Raw genomic sequence first — 23,717 nt, forward strand, 5'->3', positions numbered from 1 at the left:
GCGTCAATCGGCCAGAAGCCGCCGGTCGGGTCAGGTGGCTTCAAACCCGCTTCCGTCCTTCAGAACTGGCTAATTGGCAAAAGTCAGACAATTGAACGCGCCTATGAAATCAGGGGCGATTCAATCAGTTGGGTAATGGCCGTAACGTTAGGCCTCATAGTGGTGAGGCATTTTCAGACGATATAGCCACTTATGCCATCCCACAGAAGTTTCACCGCGGTGACTACGAGCAGGCAGTAGCAGGCAAGGTACATCTGGCGTTGATCCAGCTTGGTGTGCAATCGCCAGCCCAGCCAGACACCACTTGGAACTGCTAACAGGCAGATGACCATCAGGCTTAGCACGTTACCGGTGGGCCTGGCTAACAGCAGCCAAGGCACGGCCTTGAGCAGATTGCCTACGGTAAAGAACATGCTGGTGGTGCCGGCATAGGTTTTCTTGCTTAGACCGAGTGGCAACAGGTACATCGCTAATGGTGGCCCACCAGAATGTGCGACCATAGTCGTGATCCCAGAGGTGACGCCTGCGGACACCGCCTTGAGCGATGAGCGCTGGCTGACCCTGATTTCCCCGCCGGTCTTGAACCAGAGGCCGACAAAAATTAGGGTAATCGCTGCCATCACTAAGGCGACTGCGCGGTGATCCATGACGCGAAAGAGTAGATAGCCGACACCGATGCCGACAATCAGACCTGGTAACAACAGCATCAAGTCGGGTTTGGACCAAGTGGATGGCTTCCAGTAACGCAGGCCGAACAGGTCCATCGCGATAAACAACGGCGCTAGCAGACCGCCGGCTGTGAGCGGATCCATCACCAGCGACAGCAGCGGAATGCCGACAATGGAGAAGCCTCCACCGAAGGCACCTTTCATAAAGCAGATCAAAAAAACTCCGGCGAAGGTCACCAGAATCGTGGTGGTGGTCAACTCAAGGTCCACGGTGCTACCCCCTGATCCGGCTGCTCAAGGTTGGCCAGCATTATCGAAGAAAGCTCAACGTGCCCGCGCTCGCGCAAGTGCGCGATCACAGACAAGCGATCGGCGTGCGACTTGTTTTGATTGAGCTTGCGCTTGCATTCAACGCACTGCATTTCGATCTCGATACCGACGACTCTCGACACCATCTCGTCCAGGTATTCACGCGGCGCATCGCCCATCTTCCAGGGCTTGATCTCTTTGGACTCCTGGTGGCGAGTCAGCAGGGCCAGGGTGCGACGCAGGAGCTTTTCTTCCGACATCACGCGCATGACGCCATGCACATGCACCACCTCATAGTTCCATGTGGGAACCTGGCGATGCGTCTCGTGCTTGGACGCATACCAGTTGGGCGAAATGTAGCCTTCTGCCCCCCTGAAGATCACCATGACAGGCGTTCCGCCGGCGCAACGTTGCCACACAGGATTGGCGCGGGCCACATGAGCGGTCAGCAGCCCGTATGTTCCGTGGCCGGTATCGAGTTCGAAGGGAATGTGGTCCGCATCCATGCCGGATTCACCCTCAGTCACGAGGATGCCCAGCGGATTGTCGCGGATAATTCGGTGCAACTGTTCCGGGCGGTGCTCTGCGAAGTGTTCGGGAATGTACATGGGGATTTCACTACGGATTGTTGGGAGTCCATAATGTCGACCACGACCTGCATCATCGAAAGTGCCAGTTTCGAGGTTTTTCCATGGGCCAGTTTTCAGCCAATCCGGGTGCATCTTCCCGCGGCGCGCAACGTCGGATCTATGCCAGGCTGCGCGCGCAGATAGAAGACGGCACGCTTGCCGCCGGCACGAGGCTCATGTCGACGCGGGCAGTCGCGGCCGAACTCGGCGTGTCGCGAACCACGGTAACGGCGGCTTACGAGCAACTGGCGGCCGAAGGCTTTGTACTGACATCAGTGGGCAAAGCCGCCACGGTGGCGAGCATAATCAGCACCCAATCCGGTTATGCCCAAGGGGACTCGGCGCAGCAAAAGGAACTGCCGCCAGTGCTTTCCCTTTACGGGCAACGAGTGGCCATCATGACGCCGTACAACATGGCGTCACCACAAGCCCGCATCGATTTCAGGTACGGCTCGGTCGCTTCCAGGGATTTTCCGGCGCTGGGTTGGCAGCGCGCCTACCGTTCCGAACTAGTCAAGCGTCAACCGAGCCTCGCTTACGGCCACCCCGAAGGGGAAGAGCGCTTGCGCAATGCGCTGCAAGGTTATCTGCGACGCGCACGCGGTCTGGCGTGTGATGCGGATCAAATACTCGTAGTGCATGGCTCGCAGCAAGGACTTGACCTGTGCGCCCGGCTTTTGCTGAACCCGCAAGATGCATTTGTCTTCGAAGAGCCTGGCTACCGAATGGCCAGATATTGCTTTGAGGCCACGGGCGCGACGGCGTTGCCCATCCCCGTCGATGCCTCTGGACTGGATACAAATGCTCTGCCGGAAGGTGATCGCGTGCGTCTGGCCTTTGTCACTCCGTCGCACCAGTTTCCCATGGGGGCGGTGCTTCCTGTCGCACGTCGCCTCGAACTGCTGAGTTGGGCGAGGCGACATCGCGCGTGGATCATTGAGGACGATTACGGCGGCGAGTTTCGCTATGGCCAGCGGCCTATCGACGCACTGCAATCCATGGACGCAGATGCTCGCGTCATTTATGTCGGAACGTTCTCCAAGGCACTCTCACCGCAACTCAGGTTGGGTTATCTGGTTCTTCCACGCGAGTTGGTTCACGTTTTCCGTGAAGCAAAACGGCTGACCGATCGACACTCACCGCGCTGGGAGCAAAACGTGCTCGCCTCATTGATCGAAAGTGGAACCTATGAGCGTCACGTTCGCCGCCTGCGGCGGGAGAATGAACTGCGGCGAAGGGCATTACTGGAGGCTTTTGAACAACATCTGGCGGAATATGGGCAACTGACCGGCATGGCGGCGGGCTTGCACGGCGTATTAACGCTACCCGCGCTTCGCGCTCAGGATGAGCCGACGTTGCAGGCGATAGCGCTCGAACGCGGGGTTGGCGTATATCCGCTTTCGCCGCTGTTTGCCGAACCCGCGTCGGTAGAATACGAGCGATCGGCAGGGCTCATTTTGGGCTATGCCGGCCTGACAACGCAGCAGATTCATGAAGGGATCGGCATTCTTGGTACGGTGGTTCGGGAGGTTAAAGAGCTTGGAACTCGGTCCGAATCAGTAGATGACCATGTCATCTAAGGTGCGGCTCGAACAGGAGCTAATTTAATAGGTAGAGATAAGGCGAATTAGAAAAAGTGGTCGGCTTGAGTGGCTGCTAAGAGTGAAACTGGTTCTGGGCGGAAGGGCCGCTATTGGCCGATTGCTGCCCGTCACCATCGGTAGAAATCGGCCAAAAGCGGACGCTTATCGGCGCATGATCGAACTAAGTGCCTCCGGCGCAATAAAATTAATGTCTGACCAGTATTTTGCGCACCTAGAAGAAGCACGCGGAAGGGGTTCAACCTGAGGCAGGCTTTTAGTGATGTTTTTAATACTCGGCCAATTTGAATCCCAAAACAATTAACCGCAGGAAAGAGTATGTCCGACATACCCATGATTAAATCGACGGAAGTGTTCTCTCGCCTTAGTGCATTTCATCCCAGTATCGAAGTTTGGCCAGATAGCGAGTTTTCGAATGATGGTTATGCTTACTACTGGTTGGTGGCGCACAGCGATGGCGCGACCCGTATGCTTTCCTATGTCCGCTGCAAAGACGGTGGCTGCGAGCAGCGCACCTATGATGTTGAGGGCGATGATCTTTGGATCCCAGCTGGAACGGCCGTGGCCTGACAATTCATTCAAGCCGACACCGCTTCGCGGCTTGGCTTAATTCTCAGGTGTTAGGGACTGCTTTTGGCCGATTTCTGCCGATGGTGACGGGCAGCAGTCGGCCAAAGGCGGCGTTCGATCCACTACCTTCCGGCCGAAAAGCGGAAACGTCTCTATCTGTGAAAGCTAGTCTCTCAGGGTACGCATTATTTCCCCGACCACATACTTCGTGTATTTCTCACTGGGGTCAGTTTCCGGTGGGTCGTTACTGCGGAACCATTCACCTTGATCGAATGCTTGGTAAAGCGAGAAAGCGGGCTGAGGCATATTGTTAGTCATGCCTACTTCAACCACAGCATTTATGATCCCGTTCATAACGCCCTCGCAAAAATCATAGGGTAGAGATCCTTGGAGATAGCCTTCCGCAACCGCGACGGACAGTCCGTTCAGAACATCATGCGGTGCAACGCCGAACCTTTCGCAAATGGGGGCTAGATCACTCAGCGTTAAACCCTCTGCTTCCGCTTTCACGGAAAGTTCCTTGAGTTCGACTTTCGATAACACCATGATCATGAGCTTCTTCCGGTTAGGTGCGAAGGTCGCGCTTACAGAGTGGCCGATCAGCGGCGCCACACTTCAATTCCATGCTGCAATACGGACTTATGGTCGGTCAACTTCAGCTACAGGCACTATCCGCTTTGGGTCGAAAGACGTCTTTCGGTAAAGGCATCGTAACGTCGCTACGCCCCGCGCGTACCGGGTGGCAGCGTGAAGGTGGGAATCGCCTGAGTCGTTGCGCGTTTGATAGGTCATCGTCATTCTGGAAGCGACGATTTTTTAGGAGATTGAAGTGGACATTGACCGTCTGTTAAAAAAGCGGCAACTGAACGTGCAAGAGCAAAATGCTCTTGTGGCCCACCGACTCATGGTAACCGCCAAAGATTGGTTGGCCAGAGGGATTCCCCTAGCCTTAAAAAACTATGGCGAGTCGAAAGGCATTAGATGGTCAGAAACCGTAGTACTGGATCTTGAAGTCGACTTTCCCGGTATGCCCAGCCTTTATGGTCTTTTGCTCACTCACGCAGAGCGGTTCATAGAGTTTGAAATTGATACCGATGACACTCATAGGTACGTGGAATCGGTGAGTCAATGGGAGGATGTTTCTGCTAATCAGGACTACGCGCCCCACAAGCGCGGTACTGGAAAGGGCTTCGCAGCAATTGCTCTTCAGGTGAGGCGCGAACTCCTATGCGGCTTGTAGGTGTGAATCACAGAAGCTGAGATTCCATTGTTGATCGGAAGCCGCTTTTCGCCGATTTCTTCCGGAAACTGGTGTCCCCATTGGGTCGACTCGTGCCGGTCACGAGCGAAAAACATCAGCCTTTTCGGTGATGGATTGGGCTGACTCCTCCCCTGGCCCAACGTTTACAAGGACTTCATCCTAAGCCAACGATCTTAGTACCAATTTCGTACCAACCAATTTCCCATTTGGCCTAACTGCCGAGATTCTCAGATGAATTCGCTGGTGCTGCTATCGGCCTGCGCTTTTTGGTAATGCGTCATTGCGTCGGCCGCGACGGCACAAATAAGGCGTTTCAGGAGTACAAGCAAAAGCTGAGGATTCTGGATTGAAACGTGCAGTGATAGCATCTGGCTATCTATTTTAGCGCCGGGTGCATGATGCCAAGTGTTTTCGTTATACGGATTCCTGGGTGGAGAACTTTCGTTTTCACTGTTCCAGAACACTGTAATTCTTACCATTTGAACCATTGGTTTCGCCGAACCATTCGCTCTCGACTTTTTCAAGAGATCGAACTTGGCAATGACCAAGCTGCATTGCAATTGGCGCGGCCGTGGAGGTTGCGTTATCTGCGTGGCGAATGGGGAGAAACCGCTCTCAGTTGTGCAATTGGCTACAAGCAATCCGCCTTGGCTGTGGAGCTAGTGCGACGTGGCGGTATGTATGCCGAGGATGGCACGTTGGCGAAAGCAGCGATGAATGGTGACCTGATGGTGGTCGAAGCACTGTTATCGGCTGGTAAGCATCCGGACGAGCCCATCAAGGACCCGATTTTTCGTGGACTGACGCCCTTGATGTGGGCGACCAACAGACGTCACCCCGAGATCATGGAGCGCCTGTTGCAGGCGGGAGCCGATATTCATGCTGTCGACTGTCAAGGGCATTCAGCGGCAAGATATGTGACCGATTTGGGCAGTACTTCTCTGGAAGCACTGAAGGTGTTGCTGCGCCACCAACCCGAAATCCTATGGACCGAGATGTGGAGCGGAATCGATGTCCTGAATGCCGTACGACGTTATCGGGACAACCGGGATCCGGATGCTCTGCAGTTCATGACGCGCAAGTTTCCCGAGCTGGATATGGATGAGTACTTGAAGAGCTAGGGTTCTGGACTTTATTTAGCGGGCTGCCTAACGTCGTATCGCCTAGACGCGATGACTTGATTGTAATGGGTAGGCTAACCTGGGCGCCTCGCAACTGCCCACGTTAGCGAAATGGTGCGCCTGCGCCGTAGCGCCTACCGTACGCTACCGGCCAATAGCACACACTCAAGTATCGACTATGCTTGGGGCGATTCAGCCCTATACCTGAAGGACCTAAACAATGGGGTACCTTGTCGTTGCTCATGCGATGAATGTGATGCCGGAGCTAGAACTACTTTCTACCTTGCCGATGAGCATTGGGTGGTCATTGCACCAGGATGAAAGCGCCACGTCGTTCTACTTAGACACGTTCAAGGCTGGCGAAGAACGGAAATGGCCCTTTACGTCTATGCCCCCGATCAAGGATGTACCGCTTGAGCTCCCTCAAGAATTGGCAGCTCTATCGCGGATATACAAATTGCTTAAGGATGCTCAGCTAGCAGACTACTTCAAGAGAGCTTTCCTTAATGTGAATTTAGCGCTAAGCAAGAGCCTTCAGTTATACGTTTGCAGCTTTTGCACGGATGACGACGGGCTGGATTTTGTGTGCGTATCGTCGAATGGTGAACTGCAAAGGCTGCGTTGCGTTTGCGGTGATCTGGATATCACCTATGAGCTTGGGACGGTCATGATCCAGCCGCTTCTGATAGATGGCGTTGAAGGCACCGACGTGAGTGGTCTGCATGACCCAGAGAGTGGCATTCACGTATTGAGTCGGAATATAGCGCCTTCGTCGTTACTGCATGCGGTGGCTTCATCAGAAACCACTCGCTTTCTAAAAGCAGAAAGTCCCCCTCTGGGTCTAGGTAGCTTCGATGGTATGGAGGTCGCTCCGATAAAGATTGCACGCTCTCAGATCGCCTTGCTAGCGCCTAAGCTGGTTGCTCAGAAGGCGTGGTGGAGGCGGTGGTAGTCGTATCAACAACTACGACCTAAACCAGAAGGATTTTTAGGCGAAAATTAGTCAATTATCAACATCGAAAATTGGGTCAGATAATGGGGTGCCAACGATCAAAGACTTGCCGGAAGCAGTCTGTCATGGGCGGCCACTGTCGGCCAACTACTGCCGCCGTCGAGCTGTTGCTATCGGCTATTCCGATTTTTAAATCACGGCCCGCGTTTTTAGGAACGCGAAATACTTGGGGTCATCGTTGTCAAAAATCTCATCTCCAGCCGCCATGTATGCTCGCATAAGCTCATCGGCGGCTCGATCAGTTTCCTCTTTCTCGTACAGTGCTTGGCCCAAACGCAAATGCAAAAATGGATTGCCGACTGCATCGGGACAAGTCATCGCATACTCAAGGGCCTCTTTTGCGGAGGTAAAGAATCCTCCCCGAAAACAGGCATCGCCGATTGCGGCAAGCACCCATGTCGCCGCTTCCCAGTTATTTTTGGGTTCTGGTATCAACTCCCACGCTAGGCTGTACTCACCGAGGGCAGCCTTGAAATCACCGCCTTCCAGATGTTCATCACCCAATTGGCAAAACGCCTTGATCTGCTCATGGGTCAAGTCATCCAATTCGAAAGTTTCCATCTGAACTCCCTGTCTATAAGGCTCAACCGCGTGAGCCGCCGATTTTGCAACCAGGCTGGGCGATAAACAATCGTAAAAATCACGACGATATACAGGCCAGCTAACGGCCGATGGCCGCCTGTCGTGAGGGGCAGCGCGTCGCTGCATGGACTCATGTCGGCACAAAATTGGTACGCAGCTATCGGGTCGGCTCTGTAGGGCAAGTAGTACATGGCCTACAGGATTAGCAGTCCCAATTCATCACCGAAAAGGCTGATGTTTTTCGTTCATGACCGGCAGCAGTCGGCCAAAAGCATACGATCGCTGGAACGCTACAGACTAGATGCTTTTCCAATCATGCTGAAATGATGAGTATCGTTTGTGCAGGCGGCGCGGTGGTGGCTCGATACGTCTTAGTGTGTCGCTGTTTTGAGGTCTGAATCCCTCCCGACATTTCAATAACACTCGATGCGGTTGCGCCCAGCACGCTTTGCGCGATAGAGCGCCTTATCGCTGCGTGACAGGCTGGCCTCAGCGCTGACATCGGTTGAATGGAGGGCGGCGATACCTATGCTGACCGCCAGTGTTAGACATTCGTCTCCGTGGCCTAATGGCGTAATGGCCAGCTCATCCTGGACTCGTTGGGCGAAGATTTTGGCTTCGTCGACGCAAGCATTGCTCAACACCACTGCGAACTCTTCGCCGCCCATGCGACCGGCGGCATCGGTTCTGCGCAGCTGTGTGCAGAGAATGGCCGAGAAGTGCTGAAGCGCGAGATCACCTACCGAATGGCCCCAGCGATCATTAATGGCTTTGAAGTGGTCAAGGTCGAACATCAGGATTACCGCGGGATAGCTGGCAGAGCGCTGCACCCGCGCCAACTCGCTTTCGAGGTGCTGCATGAAATGACGACGATTGGAGAGTTGCGTCAAGGAATCCGTGCTGGCGAGCACCTGCAGTTCTGCTTCGATTAGCTTGCGCTCGGTGACATCGGTGATGATGCCGTGCCAGAGCACACTGCCGTCCGCCAATGCCCTGGGACGCGCAGCACCCTGACGCCAAGCGGCGCCCCCACCGGGCAGCAGTACCCGGTATTCTAGGCTCCAAGGTTTGAGATCCCTCGCAGACGCCTCCAGGGAGCCGAGGTAAGCAGCCAGATCGTCCGGATGGATGATCATGTGCAGCATGTCGGCATCCTGCATCAGTTGCTCCGGCTTCACTCCGTAAATGTCGCAGACCCCTATGCTGACAAAGGAAAAGCTATACTGTCCATTCACATGCCGCAGACTCTGGAAAACCATGCCGGGGATTTCGTTGGTCAGGTCGGTCAGCAGCGCGGCGTTCAGCTGTATCTGTTCCGACAGGGCGTACATGGCAGTGACGTCGGTGGTGGCTCCGACCATGCGCACGGCGTTGCCGGCGCCGTCATATTCCACCACCTTGCCGCGACTGCAGACCCACTTGTAACTGCCGTCCCGGCAGCGTAGTCGGTGCTCCACTTCGAAAATCTCGGTGCGCCCGTCGATGGCCTCCTGGTAGACAGCCAGCACGTAGGCGAAGTCGGCGGGATGGATGCGGGTGTATGCCTCCGCGACGTCGTCGCCGATCTCGTTGTTGTTGTACCCCAGCAAGGCCTTCCAACTATCGGAATAGTTGACTTTGCCTGTGAGCATGTTTCGGTCCCAGACACCAGTCCCGCTAGTGGCGATGGCCAGCGTCTTACGTCGCTCGCTTTCGCTCGGAAGCTCAAACTCTGCTCGATCCGACTCCTTTAGCAGAAGCGCCCCTGCCGCCAATTGAGCGAACTCCTGCAAACCTTTCTGTTGCTCGGAATCCAGCTCGCGGGGTTGGTCGTGAAGCAGATAGAGCAGGCCGAGCTGCCCTCCATCTGGAGCCTGTAGGGGGCAGACGGCGAGAAAGCGCAGCGCGGGAAACGTTTTTGTCAGCTGGTGATTGCGCAGATGTTCGTCGCGGCTGATATCGGGCACAAGCAGCAATGTATGGGCATTGGCATTGGAGGGAAGCGGCATGTGGAGGTCTGGCAGTGTGTCGCGCGCAATTGGGCCGGCGCCAGCGCAAAAACGCTGGAGGTCCTGGGCGCCGGTTGTTAGCAGGACGGCCACAACACCGAACTGCCGCCTGACCATATGGAGCAGGCCGTCGAAGCGCTCGTCTCGGGAACCTTCTGACGACTTGGATCTGCTGGACAACATTCGGATTTCTCCACTCCGGGGTGCGAGTTGTGCCTCCTGGCGATTATCGGCTTGGGGTTGAAAAACTTAACAATAATAGCTTTCTGCCGTCATCATTTCGTTAAGCCGTGACGAATTGGCTGGCAGCCACTACCGTTGTCTCAGTGGAATCGAAAGGGGACGGACTCGAGTCACCGGTATTGGCTGGCGATGACCAGCCCCATGTGGTGAATAAATAGCTCAGGTTCACCTACCCCCGTTAACCCGACTCGTGCCATAACGAGCCAGCTGCTGATTACAGACTTATGTTTACGATTTGGCTGGCTGCTGCTGGAGGCAAGGGGCCGAGTCGACTACGAGGGGCGTCTATTGGCCGAATTCGGTTTGCCACAAAGGGCAGCAACCGGCCAAAAGCAGACTGTGGACAGGTAGCCGTTGATGTCTCTACGCTGGACGATCTAGTGGCAGCACAGCTGCAAAAAAGGAGTAGTCACGTTGGAAGTTGCCATTGATCGAGATAGCGTTCATGCAGGAGATGATCTGGGAAGCCATGCGACGTCGATCAGACTCGATCCATCAGCAACGCTGCGCTCCTTAATCGAAGTGATACAAGATGCCGGCTACTTACCGGGTATCTATGGAGGCAAGGCTACTTGGATTATTTGGTCGTCTGACAAACCAATAGGTGTTTTAGCGCAGCAATGGCCAGCACCTAAATTGACCGTGCCGCCCGACAGCACCGTTGATCAATATTTCGGAAATACCGAACCTCGCCTTCTGTTCAGATATTGGTGTCAGGCAGATCCAGATGAGGTCTTTTCGAATATCAAGACCGGAAATGAGCCACCCTCACGATTTTAGGATTGGCGGTGGACATTTCTGTCGATCAATGCGGTTCAGATGACTGCTATGGGTCGGCAGCCAAGCTTCGCGAAATATCCACCGGCCTGCGATCCATACCAGAAGTGCCGCGACTCCAGACCGTAATGAGACCTGCACCATGAGTGACACATCCTCAGCAATTGCCTTCATTGCGACCTGTTGCGCTCCCCAGACCAAACACAGCAAAACCATGATTCCTGTGGCCATGCCATCAACTGGCTTTCTCATGTAACAGCCCCGCAAAAATTTATGCCAAGTTACCTTCGATAATTATCATTTCTCGCTTATAAGCGAGAAACGCAACCGACTTGGCTTTAGCGTAATAAGGGTCAATATTGCAGGCCTTGGCCTGTTCATAACTCGAGAACTCAACAACCAATACACGTTTGCTGGTCATTGACTCTGGCAGCGCGCCTGGATCCAAAAGCCTGACGCTGGCGCCGTACTTCTTACAAATCGGCGCCCAAAGCTGGCTTTATTTTTTTATGCATCAGCGTCGATTACATCCGTTCCAAGAATGATCCAAGAGCCTTTCACTGTGGATTCTCCAGTGAGGCGTTAATCTGGTTGAAGCGTGCAGTTTGTGAGTTCTTTTCATCTTGAATACGGCGCTGTGCAAAACTGTTTGCCGCCCCCTCGAAGGTCTGTTTTGCGCGTGGGTTCCACTGAACACCGGATCGAGCGACGACCCCTGGCTTGAGTTGTTGATGCTCGTCGTAATCTCGACGGGGATGAAAGAACAAGGGTTGGAGTTCGTCCAGATTAGACAGATGCTTAACGTAGTCCTGAAGGTACTGTTCGCGCTGCAACTGACTCACTCGCGCCGGCATCCATGCGGCAAAAGGTGGCAGTACAGTAAAACCGGTGTAGGCAAGAATCCCGTTATGAATGGGCCACAGAATATGGTGCAGATCCCCATCAACGCCGTTTGGCTCATACAGTGTGCTGGCCGTACCTGTGGTAAGGCTTAGCATCGCGCGTTTGCCTTTGAGGTGTCCGGTTTCATACTTTCGGCCAGACGAATACGCGAAACCACGGCTGAAGACCCGATCGACCCATCCTTTGAGTATTGCTGGCATGGAAAACCACCACATGGGGAACTGAAAAATTACCAGGTCTGCCTCGGCAACTTTGGATTGCTCACGCTCGACCTCGCGGCACACTGTCGCATTGGCCTGCGCATGCTCTTGTTCACTGGACGGATCAAAATAGTTTGCATCAGCACGATCGCCGAACTCGTCCGGGTGAAGCGTGGCGTTCCAACCCATGGCATACAAGTCGCTGACCTGGACGTTATGCCCCAGCGCTTCAAAAGTGCGCACAGCGGTCTGTGTCATGGCGGCGTTGAATGACTTGGGCTCGGGATGTGCGTGGATGATCAGAATGTTCATGTTTGGCACCTGCATGGCTGTACGATTGACGATGTGATTGTCAGGGCGTCGCTTATGCCGTACAAACCATCTGTTTTATCTCTATAAGAGAGAATTACTAATCTATGCGATCTGACACTCCGCTCAAGGCCATTGCCTGCTTTGACGCTGTTATGCAAACGGGTAGCGCAGCGCTGGCTGCTCAGCAACTGTTTGTCACACCGGGTGCCGTGAGCCAGCAGATTCGTAAACTTGAGGATTGGCTGGGCGTTCCTTTGTTCGCACGCATCGTGCGCAAATTGCAACCAACCGAATATGCGACGCTCTATTGGGAACAGATAAAGCCTGCGCTGCAGCAAATTGACCAAGCCAATGCAACGCTACAGCGTCGTGTCGAATCGCAGGTGCGTTTGAGCATGCCGCCAGCGTTCGCCAACACTTGGTTCGCAAGACGCATGCCCTTGCTGACGGGTCGATATCCTGGCCTGAGCCTTCATCTCAGCGCTTCAGCAGACAACGTGGATTTCAATTCCCACACATACGATCTGGCCGTCCGATACTTCGACGGCCAAGATAGTAATTTGAATGTTCTGTTGCTGCTGCCTGACGAAGTGAGCGTGTATTGCAGCCCCGCTTATCGGGATTGGCTCCAAGCGGTAAATGTGGAGGATATGACGCGGGCGACTCTGCTAATAACGACCTCGCACGCAAATTGGTCGCGATGGCTCGCACAGGTGGGCCTTTCCTTCGATGGCATGACAAGCCATCTACGTTTCGACCAGTCGGAAACGGCCATTGATGCGGCTAGACGAAGTCAGGGTTTGGTGCTGACCAGTCCATGGCTTGTCGAGGAAGATTTGAATAAAAACAACCTAGTCCAGCTATTTCCACACAAACTGCATACTGGAAAGGGATATTACCTGGTCACAAGTAAAGATCGGCCTCTCACTGCGGCTGCACGGCAATTCCGGGATTGGTTGACCGCCGCTGCTCATTGCAGTGGTGACGAAGGGTAATCGAAGCCCGCTTTCGGCCGAAAAGGTTGCACACGAAAGTCCGCTTCTGGCCGATAGCTGCCGTCCACAAATGACTGCTTTCGGCCATAGGGAGTATGACGGGACTCCAGTAGAGCGGTCCGTAGGGCGCGGACGAAATCGCTAGGGTGCGGCGTCGTCTTGGCATCGCCCACGCCGTAGCCACGGGTGAACAATCAGGCTTGAAAATCGCAGCGTTCGATGTGGCCACCTGCGGTGTCGTGAACGTCCGTAAAAGGGCGGATTTCCAAAAGTCGAGACAGCGAAGTCAGCCAGACGGCAACAATGTGATCCTGCTTTTTTTGTTAGATCTGAGTCTGTTTTTAACGGGGCGACGCTCTATAGAGTGTATATCCGACGCACAAGTGGACAGTGATCGGCCCGCTACTGTTTCTGGCTCTCTGAAGACCGGACGAATCGAGAGTCTTCAGGAATCACCATGAATACTCGTCCAAGCTTTCAGAGCAAGACCTTCCCCCAATCGCAACGTGACATTCTCGGCATGATCGCGACCGATCAGCATCTGGGCGATGTACTCTGCGCCATCTGCCAGATGCTCGACACACAGACTCCCGAAACCTACTGCTCTATCCTGCTGGCGGATGCAGAGGGCAAGCACTTACTCAACGGCGCGGCACCAGGTCTGCCGGCCGAGTACAGCGAGGCGATAGATGGAATGGCTATTGGTCCGCAGGAAGGGACCTGCGGCACAGCAGCGTTCCGGCGCGAGCTTGTAGTCACCGAAGACATCGCACGGGACCCGAACTGGGAACGTTTCCGCAGCCTGGCGCTGGGGCATGACCTGCGTTCCTGCTGGTCAGTCCCTTTGCTCTCCCATGAAGGAACGGTGTTGGGGACATTTGCCCTGTACCAAAAGAGTATCCATGCGCCGGACGAGGTGCAGATTCAACAGCTGGTGTTTGCCGCGCAACTGGCAGTCATTGCGATCCGTCATGAGCGTGACGGTCGGCGATTGGAGGAGAGCGAACAACGTTTTCGTTCATTGTTCACCTATAACCCCAACCCGGTGTTCGCCCTCGATCTGGCCGGCAACATCCAGAGCGTCAATCCTGCAGGCCTGAAGCTGAAACCGCACACGGCCGTCAATTTCATTGGTCATCACTTTTCCCATCTGGTTCTCGATGAGGATCTGCAACGGGTTAGTCAGCATTTTTGCGCAGCCCGTGCCGGATCGCCTCAGCGCTTCGAGGCACAGCTTCGCGACGAAAGTGAGCAACTGTTGACCATGGATATCTCCAACCTGCCCATCATGGTCAACGGAGAGATTGTGGGAGTATTCGGCATTGCCCGGGACATCAGCGCACAGAAAAATTTCGAACGCGAATTGAGCTTCAATGCCAGCCATGACCGGCTGACCGGTTTGCTTAACCGTGTTTCGCTTGAAGAGCGACTTGTTCGGGATTGCCACATCAGTCGTCGGCGTAATCGGCGTCTGGCGGTAATGTGCATTGATCTGGATGGATTCAAATCCATCAACGATTCGATCGGGCATTACTTCGGCGATCAGGTGCTGATCGAAGTGTCGCAACGCATGACCCAGCAAGTTCGTCCCGGTGACACCATCGTGCGCATGGGCGGTGACGAATTCATTGTGCTGCTGCCGGACCTGCTGCGTGACGAGGACGCAGTGCCAGTCGCCGAGCGCTTGATGGCCAGCATTGCCAGACCCTACTGCATCCAGGGCATTGACCTGCATGTGAGTGCAAGTGTCGGCATCACCCTGAGCGATGGTCACATTGAGCAGCCGATGCAACTGATCCAGCAGGCTGACATGGCCATGTACAAAGCCAAGCAGCAAGGGCGCAACAACTTTCAGTGGTACACCAGCGAGCTCAATCAACGTGTTTGCGAGCACGCGAGCCTGCGCAATGACTTGCAAAAGGCTATCGAAACTCAATCCTTCCAGCTGCATTATCAACCGCAGATAGACGCACGCACGGGGCAGGTGGTCGGGATCGAAGCCTTGCTGCGCTGGGAGCATCCGGAAAAAGGATTTATCTCACCAGCGGTGTTTGTAACAGTGGCTGAAGACAGTGGTCAGATCATCCCGCTGAGCCTTTGGGTACTCGATACGGCCTGCGCGCAGTTGCGTCAACTGGGCGAGCAGGGCATCACAGGCATCTCGATGGCCGTGAATATTTCGCCGATGCATTTCCAGCGTGGGCAGTTCGTCGAGTGTATACAGGCAGTGCTGAACAGGTACGAACTTAGCGCCGGGCAGTTGGAACTGGAGATTACCGAGTCGCTCCTGTTGCATAACGTTGAGCAGGCGATCGACACGTTGCACCAGCTCAAGGCTCTAGGTGTACGCATTGCGCTCGATGATTTCGGCACCGGTTATTCCAGCCTCAGCTACCTCAAGCGCTTACCCATCGACAAAATCAAGATTGACCGTTCTTTCATCCGGGATATCGCTACCGACCATCACGATGCCGCGATCACCCAAGGCATTATTTCCATGGCCCATCACCTCAGCCTGACGGTGGTCGCCGAAGGTGTGGAAACCAAGTCTCAAGTGGATTTTCTCAAGGGCGGTCGCTGCGATGTTTTTCAGGGGTATTACTTTGCTAAACCGATGCCCTATGCTGACCTCGAAGCCTTCCTAAGCCTTCGCGCGTCCCGGTCCCTGACGCCCGATCTTGTCTGTTCCGAAGTTTGAAAAGGCGAATCTTCAGATTCGAACGAGTCCGGTTGCCCTGAACCACACTTCAGTTGCCACTTCGGTCCTGGAGCGTTCCTGTTGAGCGCTTCAGATCTTTTGCCGGGTCCAGAAGCGTTTGGGAAACTGAGCGCTTTAGACCCAAGCTCTGCTCAACACGCCTGGCCGTGGACGCATTAAGCGCGTGACTGTTGTTGGCACTGGAGGGTACAGAAAATTCGTTCAGTTACTACGGTAAGCGTCATCAACGACTATAGTCATTGGTGAGCCAGAGCGAATCCGACCATTCCCCTGCCAACCTGGCCTAATCCAATTCCGCGATTACACGGCGGATCTTCTTGTGTTCCTTGATGCGGAACGTAAACGTTTCGCTGCCGAAATTACTCAGGCTCAGGCTGAGATCGAGGCAGCGTTGTCTTTTTTTTCCCCTTGATGGTGGATGGAGTTATCCCGCCGGGCACGTCGTATCCCACTGAGCACGTCCCAACCACCCATCTATCAAGGTTCAAGCAATGAATACTTCAGAGTTAGATGATGCACAAAAAACCAATGGCGACCTGGTTCAGGGTCCGCTGCCGGCCGGCACTGTCGCGCCCGACTTCACTCTTCACGCAACCCCTGATCAACAGTTGTCGCTGCGTGAGCTAAAGGGAAATCCCGTGATACTGGCGTTTTATCCCGCTGACTGGACTTCGGTGTGTGGTGACCAACTGACCTTGTACAACCAGTTGTTACCCACCTTCAGAGAATATGGTGCGGTGCTATTGGGTATCTCGGTTGACAGCGCCTGGTGTCATCAGGCCTTTGCCAAAGATCGAAATTTCCACTTCTGCCTGCTGGCCGATTTCGAGCCCAAAGGGGCGGTGGCACGACAGTATGGAGCGTACGAGTCCCAGCTCGGAGTTTGTAAGAGGGCACTGTTCGTGATTGACAAGGAGGGGGTGGTCGCCTGGAGCTACGTCTCACCAATGGCAATCAACCCTGGGGCGGACGGCATTCTGGATGCGCTGGATGCTCTGGTGAATTCGCCACAAAGCACGCCAACCAAAAATTAACAGGTGATTACATGGCCACTCTCAAAGTCCCGGTAAGTGCCAACGACCATCGCCAGGGAAGTGCGCATGCCAAGGTCACCTTGGTGGAATTTGGCGACTATGAATGTCCCTATTGCGGTGAAGCTTATTGGATGGTCAAGAATCTGCAACAGCATTTTCGCGATGACTTGCTGTTTGTGTTCCGTAACTTCCCTCTGACCACCGCTCACCCCCATGCATTGGGTGCAGCGGTCACCGCTGAGTATGCCGGGAGTCGAGGATTCTTCTGGGAGGCCCACGACGAATTGTACGAAAATCAGGATCGATTGGGCCTGCCGCTGTATCGCGCCATCGTTCTCAAACACGGCCTTCCCAAGGAGGAATTCGATCTTGCAATGCAAGAGGATACTTACATTCCCAAAATACAAGCCGATTTCAATGGCGGTGTACGCAGCGGCGTGAATGGCACCCCAGCGTTTTACATTGACGGGCTTCGCTATGACGGAGTTCCAGAGTTCATCGGGATGAGTCAGATGATTGAACTTTTGTTAGTGCGTGGACGAAATCGCTAGAGAGCCAAATCGGCTTAACATCACCCACATCGGAGCCGAGGAAAAACCAACGTTAGCTTCCTTTTACATTAAAGAGGTGGACACGGAGCCGGCAACTAATGAAATCTTTGAAGTATTATGAAGAAAATCGACACGCCACATGGTTGGAGTTGTTTTTTGACCTGACTTTCGTTGTTACGATAGGCCAGGTTACGCACACTCTCGGACATGTTCATGACGGCCACTTTGAACATAAGCAATTATGGACATTCTTACTGCTTTTTGTACCGTTGTGGTGGGTCTGGTCCAGTCACACGATTTACTCCAACAGGTTCGATACAGACAGTAATCTTCACCGTTTGGCAACATTATTCATAATGCTCCTGCTCATTGTGCTATCGGCACGGATTGGGGAAGACCTGGAAGTTAACTACCCGCTTATTATTGCCTGCTATTTTGGTATACGAGCGATCATCAGTGTTATGTACATTTCATCCATTAGTAAACTCGATTCTCGCGGCGAACTTTCCTCAAGGCTTGGTTTCGCCCTATTAGTTAGCGCAGTTATTAGTCTTTCATCCGTTATTTTTGACCCGCCCTTGCGTTATCTTGTTGCTTATATTGGGATTGTTCTTGATATTCTGTTTCCTGTGTTTTTCTGGACTAAACTAAAGCCGTTGCCAGCACACACGGAACATTTGGTTGAGCGCATAGGTCTACTCACCCTAATCTTATTGGGGGAGTCAATTATTAGCCTTTCCGGAGGCTTGTCTAACATTCAATGGGGTTATTATAATGTGATGGCGGCCATCACCGGATTTATCATGATTTGCAGTATCTGGTGGATCTATTTTGATAGTTTTTACTTATTGAACAAACATCAAAGCAGTATGAGTGGGCACGCCTTAATCTACTCGCACCTTTTTCTTTTTATGGGGCTGGCACTTCTGGCGAATTTGATTAGGCATGCGATCCTGAACGACATTGCGATACGCGATTTCCAGATTATGTCGATCACCGGCATGGCCTTGTTTTTCCTAGGTAAGCAATATGGCTATTTCATAGCCGTGAGTAGAATAAGGAAATACATACTACAAAACACGTTGATAGTGTTTTCTTTGGGCGGGTTAGTCGTGTTTTTACCCCGCGTCGAGTACATATTGGTCGGCCTGACAGCAACCATGATCTCTTATGTTTTTCTAAATTTCAGATATCGTTGAATCATTATTATCAGACCAGAGGGTGGGACCAAGTGAGCAAGCGGCTGACTTGCGGTTATATGCTGCCCACTACGTCGTTCTCACTGCCCGTGCGCTACTCGCCGCTACCCTTGGTCTATTTGGGTTTGTAATCCTGGTATCGTCGACCATAGTTAAGAGTCTCGGATACCCCTCTTAGCTATCGCGATCTGATAGCGCCAGCCGCATCGTAACAACAGGAGCCACATCATGGTCAAAGTAGCGTTGTTCGTTCGCCTGGAAGCAAAACCCGGGAAAGAAAAGGATGTAGAAAGCTTTCTTTTGGGCGGCCTTCCGTTAGTGGAGGAGGAGCCAGCCACTACAGCCTGGTTTGGAATCCGCTTGGGGCCGTCCACCTTTGGCATCTTTGACGCATTCCCGGATGATGCGGGCCGGCAGGCTCATCTTTCGGGCAAGGTCGCGGCGGCGCTTATGGCAAACGCTGCCGAGCTGTTTGCCGAACCGCCATCAATCGAGAAGGTTGACGTCCTTGCAGCCAAGCTGCCCGGTTAAGCAAATCCAACAGGAAGTTTCATTCAGTTCGGGGAGGCTCACGATGTCTTGTATGAAAATCAGGATCGCCTGGGCCTGCCGCTGTCCCGGGCGGTGATCAATTAAAACACTTGTATTGAAGATAAATGTCATGGCTAAAGTGCTGTGTCCAGGATTCATGCCATGCTTGCGCGTTCGGTATAAGTGAAAGGATATGCGCGCAAATCGTGTCCATGGACGGCGTGGAAGCCGCACAGAATCTGCAAGGCAATGTGCTCATCACGTGTTCAGGATGAGTAGGGTAGATTGTTTGCCGGGCACCGGTCGCTCATGGCGCGAAGATCTCCATCATTGATATAGAACCGTAGGTCATCCGCGCCGTGACACCTAATGGTTTCGTCAAGTGAGCATTCGTCGGCGTAGCAGTGACCGATGTTCAATGAGCTGCCTGACGCGGCTGCACTCCGAACTGCGCAACGATGTGCGTACCCAATTCCTCAATAACTTCCACCGCAGGGCGCTTGCCGTATTTGAGATTGAGAATGACGTGGTCCACGCCGATTTCCTCAAGCGACTCCAGCAAAAATCGTAGATGGTAACGTCCAAGTCTGAACCCCAAATGGATACGTGTGGGTGGCGTTGACGGATTCTCATCGAGATCGATGTACAGCGACTGAGTAAAGGGCTTATACACAGAACCACATTGTTTCGTGACCTCCAGTCGCCAATCTTCCACGACCAGCCGCTGCATGTTCGGAATGCGTGGATAGTTGATCCATCCGTTGCTCTCACGCGCGATCCAATCCAGTGACTGGCGACTGTTGCCGGTCACGAGCATTGGAATGAATTGGGTGGTAGGTTTCGGAATCAGGTCTGCGCCTTGCATTTCACCAGTGCTCCAGTGGATGGGCTCAAAACTGGTGCTGTGGGCGCGGCGAATCACTTCGTAGTGTTCTCGAAAGATCTCTCCACGCCTTTCGGGATCGACGCCAAACGCCGAAAACTCCACTGGCCGATCTCCCGAAGCAACCCCCAGAATCAAGCGACCAGTGCTCAACTGATCGACGCTGGCTGACGCCTTGGCCGTGTGCAGGGGATGGTGCAGCGGGATGGCGATGGAGGCGGTGCCAAGTGCAATCTCCGAGGTATGGGCGGCCATATAACCCAGGTAAACCCAGGGGTCGAAGACTTGGCCGACATCCCCGAAGCCAGGGTCGCGAAGCGGCACGTCGCGAAACCAGAGCGCGCAGAAGCCCAGCGCCTCGGCTTTTTTAGCCAGTGTGACCTGGTTGAGCATGCTCGGAGTGTCCCCGTCGAACGCCTCCATGGGAAAGAATAATCCAAGGCTCAAATGCCCCTGAGTGAAGGTTCGGCTGAACCCTCGATGCTGCTGGTAAGGAATCGTGCTCGGCCGATACATACGGATTGACCTCATGACAGAACGTGAACAGCGCCCCCGTTTCCAGAGGTGCTGCGGCATCGGTCGCTTTTGAACGGCAGGTGGGGGTACTGGGTCTGGCTTTTACCCGTTGCGCCGTACTGCTGGTTGTGTGGACCGGACTCAGGGGGCAGTTGCTGGCGATAGGCGCGGGTTGGTCCGGGTAGGTGTTAAGCGGACGGTCAAAGGAAGTCAGATCTCTCGGCTCTATACCACCAGATGGGCAAGGCGTTCGAGGAATCATTCTATAAGCGTAGGCGGTTTTGCAGCTCTCCGCCATATTCTTACAATCGAGCCGCTGACGGGCGAAAGTCGCGTATCGAAGGCAGTTATCGGTCGTTTCCTGCCATTCCAGAACGGCCGCTATTGGCCGGAAGCAGTCCTTCGTGGATGGCGGCTTCCAGGCAATGGCCCAAACTCCCAGCCCTCGACCTACGTAAGCCCAAAAAAGGCAAGTCACTCGCAAAAGCCCCGCCTGACACGGCGGGGCTTTTCCCTTCACTTCGGCGCAACCCAAGTCACGTCCGTAATCCCATACTTCTCCGCCCAAGGCCGCGTCGTTTTCTTCACCTGTTCATGGCCCACGCGCCCCACGCGACTCACGTGCGCGATGTCGGCATCGACCGCCGCCCAGTGCCAGGCTTCGGCGTTGTTCATCACTTCGGCACGCACCACAAAGGACTTCGGTTTGCCATGCAGCTGGTAGTGGATGGTGTAGATTTTTGCGGTACTCATGTTGCCTCCCTGTGTTGTTATAGATGGATACGGGAGTGTTCAAAAAGGTTCATTCAAAATGACAATCTGCGTGCTGGCGCGGCATAGTGTCGCCATCCCCTCGCGTCCAAGGATTGCGCCATGTCTTTGCTGACCCATAGCCGCCTCTATTTGCAACGCCTGGGCTATGACACGCCGCCCGCGCCGACCCTGCAAACCCTGCAGGCGCTGCAGTTGCGCCATGTGTGCACCTTTGCCTTCGAAAGCCTGTCGACCTTGATGCGCGTGCCGGTGCCTATCGACTTGCCCAGCGTCGAGCAAAAGGTGCTGTTGGACGGCCGGGGCGGTTATTGCTATGAGTTGAACCAGATGTTTTTGGCGCTGTTGCAGGCGCTCGGCTTCGATGCGCGCGGCATTACCGGGCGGGTGGTGATGGGTGGGCCGCCGGATGCGCACACGGCGCGTACCCATCGCTTGAGCCTGGTGACCCTGGACGGGGTGCGCTATATCAGTGATGTCGGTTTTGGCGGCATGGTACCCAGCAGCCCATTGCAGCTGGACACCGAAGCAGTGCAGGCCACGGCGCATGAGCCTTATCGCCTGACCTTCGACGGGCAGGGCAATTACACGCTGTGGGCACAGGTGGGGGAGGAGTGGCGTGGGTTGTATGTGTTCGACCTGCAAGCGCAGGCGGCCATCGACTATGAGATCGGCAACTGGTACGTCTCCACGCACCCGGATTCGCCCTTCGTGGGCCAGCTGAAAGTCGCACGCTTGGCGCCGGGCAAGCGCCATACCTTGAACAACGCCAACTACGCCGTGCATTTCCTGGATCGGCCGAGTGAAAAACACACCCTCGGCAGTGCCGATGAACTGTTGGAGTTGCTGACCGAGACCTTTGGCATTCGGGTACCTGTCGACACGACGCTGCGCCAAACGCTTGATGGCCTTGTAATGGCTAATTCATGAGAATATTGATCTAGAGCCTTCGCTGAACCGTTTTACCTTCAAATCGGTGCAAATTAATTCGAACCTTTCGCGCGAGAAGGGGTTCGAAGCGGTTCCTGAATAATTTGCTCACCAGACAAGGAGATGTAAAACGATGTCCAAGCTATTCGGAAAATTCCTCAAGGGTACCTCGCTGCTGGCGCTGGTCGCTGCGCCTGCCGCGGTGTTCGCCGCACCGTCCACTGACCCGATTTCTACCTTCGGGATCCTGGGCAGCTACAACGATTTCAAATTTGAAGGCGGCAGCGAGAGCGACAAGAGCCACATGCCCGAAGCCGGCCTGTTCTACAACTTCGGCAACAAGCTCACTGCCGAATCCGGCTTTATCTACCAAGCCGGTATCGAAGCCAAGTACGGCGAAAAGAGCGACAACAAACTCAAGGAAGGCCAGGCCGATCTGGACCTCGGCTGGCGTGCCGCGCTGGATGCGCGCAATTTTGTCGACGTGATCGTGGGCGGTGGCTACAGCTGGACGCGCTACGAGCCGGAGATCAATGACCTCGACGTGAAGCTCACCAACAAGTCGCCGTTCGCCAAGGCGGCCCTGGGCTACAACCACCAGTTCGATGATATGACCCTGCGTGTCGAAGCCGGCGCCCGTCGTACCATCGATGGCCGCACCAAGCTCAAGGTCGATGACTTTGGCAGCGACACCGTGGACCTCAAGGACCGCACCAACCCCTACGCTGAAGTCAGCCTGCTGATGAACCAGAAGGGTGACCTGCCGGTCGTCGCGGGCCTGTACTACACCCGCACCGAGTACAAGCTTGACGGTGACTCCGACGTGGCCGACAACACCAAGCTCAAGCGTGACGAGTACGGGTTCAAGGTCGGTATCGCCTTCTAAGCCCCTCGCCAGGACGTGGGCGGCCAACGCCCACGTTCAACTGTCCGCAACAGCCCCCCTTTGTGTCCGCCAAAACCCTCAACGCCGCCGTGCCGCTGCCTTAGTGTGGAAACCGCTTTCCACATCATAAGAAGAGAGGGTGGCCATGCCCCGCATCGCCTCGCTGTTGGTTGTATTCGGCCTGCTCACGGCCTGTGATGATAAACCCCGCCCCCCGCCCGAACGCGCCACTGCGGCGACTGCCATGCCCGCCGACCCGGCGCTGGCCCAGGTCTATGACAGCAGTTGCAAGCTGTGCCACGCCAACCCGGCGTCCGGCGCGCCGCTGACCGGTGACCGCGCGGCGTGGAGCCCGCGTATCGCCCAAGGCGTCGACACGCTGCTGGACCACAGCATCAACGGCTACAACGGCATGCCGCCGATGGGCCTGTGCATGCAGTGTTCCGAGGCACAGTTTGTGGCGCTGATCGGCTTTATGGCCGGTGTTCAAATCCAACAATAAGACGGGGTGGTGAATGGCGCTTTC

The 23,717-nt window shown here is 54.6% G+C and carries 24 protein-coding genes; 15 read left to right on the plus strand and 9 right to left on the minus strand.

Going from position 1 to position 23,717, the window contains the following annotated elements:
* Positions 1-173: 173 nt before the first annotated feature.
* Both KUA23_RS11105 and KUA23_RS11110 read right to left on the minus strand, forming a co-directional pair.
* On the minus strand, positions 174-938 hold the full coding sequence (locus KUA23_RS11105; protein WP_099493897.1) for a sulfite exporter TauE/SafE family protein: 765 nt from the start codon (positions 936-938) through the stop codon (positions 174-176).
* Positions 923-1,585 (minus strand): FMN-binding negative transcriptional regulator, encoded by a 663-nt coding sequence (locus KUA23_RS11110; protein ID WP_252993940.1) that lies wholly within the window; start codon positions 1,583-1,585, stop codon positions 923-925. The genes KUA23_RS11105 and KUA23_RS11110 overlap by 16 nt, the downstream gene beginning before the upstream one ends.
* 83 nt (positions 1,586-1,668) lie before the next feature.
* On the opposite strand from KUA23_RS11110, the gene pdxR reads away from it, so the two are divergent.
* Positions 1,669-3,186 (plus strand): MocR-like pyridoxine biosynthesis transcription factor PdxR, encoded by a 1,518-nt coding sequence (pdxR, locus tag KUA23_RS11115; protein ID WP_252993941.1) that lies wholly within the window; start codon positions 1,669-1,671, stop codon positions 3,184-3,186.
* A gap of 339 nt (positions 3,187-3,525) precedes the next feature.
* Positions 3,526-3,777, plus strand: a complete 252-nt coding sequence (locus KUA23_RS11120) for a hypothetical protein (protein ID WP_012724084.1) — start codon at positions 3,526-3,528, stop codon at positions 3,775-3,777.
* A gap of 165 nt (positions 3,778-3,942) precedes the next feature.
* Here KUA23_RS11120 and KUA23_RS11125 read toward each other — a convergent pair whose 3' ends face one another.
* The gene (locus KUA23_RS11125; protein ID WP_078047876.1) at positions 3,943-4,389 is read right to left on the minus strand and encodes a hypothetical protein; all 447 of its coding nucleotides are present in this window, start codon (positions 4,387-4,389) and stop codon (positions 3,943-3,945) included.
* A 217-nt stretch (positions 4,390-4,606) separates the two neighbouring features.
* On the opposite strand from KUA23_RS11125, the gene KUA23_RS11130 reads away from it, so the two are divergent.
* The 3 genes from KUA23_RS11130 (at position 4,607) to KUA23_RS11140 (ending at position 7,111) form a co-directional block, all read left to right on the plus strand.
* Positions 4,607-5,017 (plus strand): hypothetical protein, encoded by a 411-nt coding sequence (locus KUA23_RS11130; protein WP_252993942.1) that lies wholly within the window; start codon positions 4,607-4,609, stop codon positions 5,015-5,017.
* A 500-nt stretch (positions 5,018-5,517) separates the two neighbouring features.
* A complete protein-coding gene (locus KUA23_RS11135) occupies positions 5,518-6,159 on the plus strand; it encodes an ankyrin repeat domain-containing protein (RefSeq protein ID WP_157806790.1) in 642 nt (213 codons plus the stop codon).
* Between the two features lie 220 nt (positions 6,160-6,379).
* On the plus strand, positions 6,380-7,111 hold the full coding sequence (locus KUA23_RS11140) for a hypothetical protein (RefSeq protein WP_078047879.1): 732 nt from the start codon (positions 6,380-6,382) through the stop codon (positions 7,109-7,111).
* Positions 7,112-7,300: 189 nt separating this feature from the next.
* Here KUA23_RS11140 and KUA23_RS11145 read toward each other — a convergent pair whose 3' ends face one another.
* Both KUA23_RS11145 and KUA23_RS11150 read right to left on the minus strand, forming a co-directional pair.
* The gene (locus KUA23_RS11145; protein ID WP_078047880.1) at positions 7,301-7,732 is read right to left on the minus strand and encodes a tetratricopeptide repeat protein; all 432 of its coding nucleotides are present in this window, start codon (positions 7,730-7,732) and stop codon (positions 7,301-7,303) included.
* Between the two features lie 434 nt (positions 7,733-8,166).
* Positions 8,167-9,924, minus strand: coding sequence for a sensor domain-containing diguanylate cyclase (locus tag KUA23_RS11150; protein WP_252993943.1), 1,758 nt, complete (start codon positions 9,922-9,924; stop codon positions 8,167-8,169).
* Positions 9,925-10,398: 474 nt separating this feature from the next.
* Between KUA23_RS11150 and KUA23_RS11155 the strand changes: the two genes are divergently transcribed.
* The gene (locus tag KUA23_RS11155; RefSeq protein WP_252993944.1) at positions 10,399-10,764 is read left to right on the plus strand and encodes a hypothetical protein; all 366 of its coding nucleotides are present in this window, start codon (positions 10,399-10,401) and stop codon (positions 10,762-10,764) included.
* Between the two features lie 268 nt (positions 10,765-11,032).
* On the opposite strand, the gene KUA23_RS11160 is transcribed toward KUA23_RS11155, so the two are convergent.
* The gene (locus tag KUA23_RS11160; RefSeq protein WP_252993945.1) at positions 11,033-11,209 is read right to left on the minus strand and encodes a DUF1330 domain-containing protein; all 177 of its coding nucleotides are present in this window, start codon (positions 11,207-11,209) and stop codon (positions 11,033-11,035) included.
* 109 nt (positions 11,210-11,318) lie between these two features.
* Positions 11,319-12,176: an NAD(P)H-dependent oxidoreductase gene (locus KUA23_RS11165; protein WP_252993946.1), complete on the minus strand. Its 858-nt coding sequence runs from the start codon at positions 12,174-12,176 to the stop codon at positions 11,319-11,321.
* Positions 12,177-12,280: 104 nt separating this feature from the next.
* On the opposite strand from KUA23_RS11165, the gene KUA23_RS11170 reads away from it, so the two are divergent.
* The 6 genes from KUA23_RS11170 to KUA23_RS11200 all read left to right on the plus strand — a co-directional run bounded on the left by KUA23_RS11170 (position 12,281) and on the right by KUA23_RS11200 (position 19,205).
* Positions 12,281-13,171, plus strand: a complete 891-nt coding sequence (locus KUA23_RS11170; protein WP_252993947.1) for a LysR substrate-binding domain-containing protein — start codon at positions 12,281-12,283, stop codon at positions 13,169-13,171.
* A gap of 457 nt (positions 13,172-13,628) precedes the next feature.
* The gene (locus KUA23_RS11175) at positions 13,629-15,869 is read left to right on the plus strand and encodes a putative bifunctional diguanylate cyclase/phosphodiesterase (RefSeq protein WP_252993948.1); all 2,241 of its coding nucleotides are present in this window, start codon (positions 13,629-13,631) and stop codon (positions 15,867-15,869) included.
* A 512-nt stretch (positions 15,870-16,381) separates the two neighbouring features.
* On the plus strand, positions 16,382-16,924 hold the full coding sequence (locus KUA23_RS11185) for a redoxin domain-containing protein (protein WP_252993949.1): 543 nt from the start codon (positions 16,382-16,384) through the stop codon (positions 16,922-16,924).
* An 11-nt stretch (positions 16,925-16,935) separates the two neighbouring features.
* Complete coding sequence (locus tag KUA23_RS11190) at positions 16,936-17,475, plus strand: DsbA family protein (protein ID WP_078047886.1); 540 nt, start codon at positions 16,936-16,938, stop codon at positions 17,473-17,475.
* A 98-nt stretch (positions 17,476-17,573) separates the two neighbouring features.
* A complete protein-coding gene (locus tag KUA23_RS11195; RefSeq protein WP_252993950.1) occupies positions 17,574-18,674 on the plus strand; it encodes a low temperature requirement protein A in 1,101 nt (366 codons plus the stop codon).
* A gap of 228 nt (positions 18,675-18,902) precedes the next feature.
* Complete coding sequence (locus tag KUA23_RS11200) at positions 18,903-19,205, plus strand: putative quinol monooxygenase (RefSeq protein WP_078047888.1); 303 nt, start codon at positions 18,903-18,905, stop codon at positions 19,203-19,205.
* Positions 19,206-19,620: 415 nt separating this feature from the next.
* Here KUA23_RS11200 and KUA23_RS11205 read toward each other — a convergent pair whose 3' ends face one another.
* Together KUA23_RS11205 and KUA23_RS11210 are read right to left on the minus strand one after the other, a co-directional pair.
* The gene (locus KUA23_RS11205; protein ID WP_078047889.1) at positions 19,621-20,604 is read right to left on the minus strand and encodes an LLM class oxidoreductase; all 984 of its coding nucleotides are present in this window, start codon (positions 20,602-20,604) and stop codon (positions 19,621-19,623) included.
* Positions 20,605-21,120: 516 nt separating this feature from the next.
* Positions 21,121-21,357, minus strand: a complete 237-nt coding sequence (locus KUA23_RS11210) for a DUF6555 family protein (protein WP_078047890.1) — start codon at positions 21,355-21,357, stop codon at positions 21,121-21,123.
* 120 nt (positions 21,358-21,477) lie between these two features.
* On the opposite strand from KUA23_RS11210, the gene KUA23_RS11215 reads away from it, so the two are divergent.
* The 3 genes from KUA23_RS11215 to KUA23_RS11225 all read left to right on the plus strand — a co-directional run bounded on the left by KUA23_RS11215 (position 21,478) and on the right by KUA23_RS11225 (position 23,693).
* Positions 21,478-22,305, plus strand: a complete 828-nt coding sequence (locus KUA23_RS11215) for an arylamine N-acetyltransferase family protein (RefSeq protein ID WP_100491046.1) — start codon at positions 21,478-21,480, stop codon at positions 22,303-22,305.
* Between the two features lie 133 nt (positions 22,306-22,438).
* Positions 22,439-23,191, plus strand: a complete 753-nt coding sequence (locus KUA23_RS11220; protein ID WP_100491045.1) for an outer membrane beta-barrel protein — start codon at positions 22,439-22,441, stop codon at positions 23,189-23,191.
* Positions 23,192-23,336: 145 nt separating this feature from the next.
* On the plus strand, positions 23,337-23,693 hold the full coding sequence (locus KUA23_RS11225) for a c-type cytochrome (protein ID WP_078047893.1): 357 nt from the start codon (positions 23,337-23,339) through the stop codon (positions 23,691-23,693).
* Positions 23,694-23,717: the final 24 nt, after the last annotated feature.

The sequence above is a fragment of the Pseudomonas pergaminensis genome (assembly GCF_024112395.2).
GTDB classification, from domain to species: Bacteria; Pseudomonadota; Gammaproteobacteria; order Pseudomonadales; family Pseudomonadaceae; genus Aquipseudomonas; species Aquipseudomonas pergaminensis.